The organism is Sphingomonas faeni (genome assembly GCF_040407565.1).
GTDB classification, from domain to species: Bacteria; Pseudomonadota; Alphaproteobacteria; order Sphingomonadales; family Sphingomonadaceae; genus Sphingomonas; species Sphingomonas faeni_F.
In genome coordinates this window covers 1-517 of record NZ_JAPZPR010000026.1, presented here as the reverse complement: position 1 = coordinate 517, position 517 = coordinate 1, and the positions used below count along the sequence as shown (strand labels likewise).

The following is a 517-nucleotide window of genomic DNA, read 5'->3' as shown; positions in this document are numbered from 1 at the left end:
GGAGGAAGAGGGAGAGGGGAAAGAAGGAAAAAGAGGAGGGAGGAGGAGAAGAGGAGAGAGAAAGGGGGAGAAGGAGGAGGAGGGAGGGAAGGAGAGGGAGAGAAGAGAGAGAGAAAAGAGAAAGAAGGAGGAGGAAGAGGAAGAGGGGGAGAAGAGAAAGAGAGAGAAAAGGAAGAGAAGGGAGAGAGAAAGGAAGGGGAAGGGGGGAGAGGGAGGAAGGAAGGGGAGGAAGAGGGGGGGGAAGAAAAAGAGGGAGGAAGGGAGAGGAAGAAGAAGAAAAGGAGAGAAGAAGAGGAAAGGAAAGAAGAAGAAAGGAAAGAGAAAAAAAGGAAAGGAGAGAAGGGAAAAGGAAGGAAAAAAAGAAGAGAAAGGGGGGGGAGAGAAGGGAAGAGAGAGGGAGAGAAAAGAAGGAAAAGAGGGAAGGAAAAAGGGGAAAAGGGAGGGAGAAAAGAGGAGAGGAAGAAGAAGAAGAGGAGGAAAGAAGAGAAGAGAGAAAGAGAAATGGTAGGAGAGGTAG

General features: G+C 49.1%; 1 protein-coding gene. It reads left to right on the top strand.

Annotation, left to right across the window (positions count from 1 at the left end; translation table 11 throughout):
* A partial coding sequence (locus O6Y00_RS22005) for a hypothetical protein (RefSeq protein WP_353444630.1) occupies positions 1 to 508 on the top strand: 508 nt, incomplete at its 5' end.
* Positions 509 to 517 lie beyond the last annotated feature (9 nt).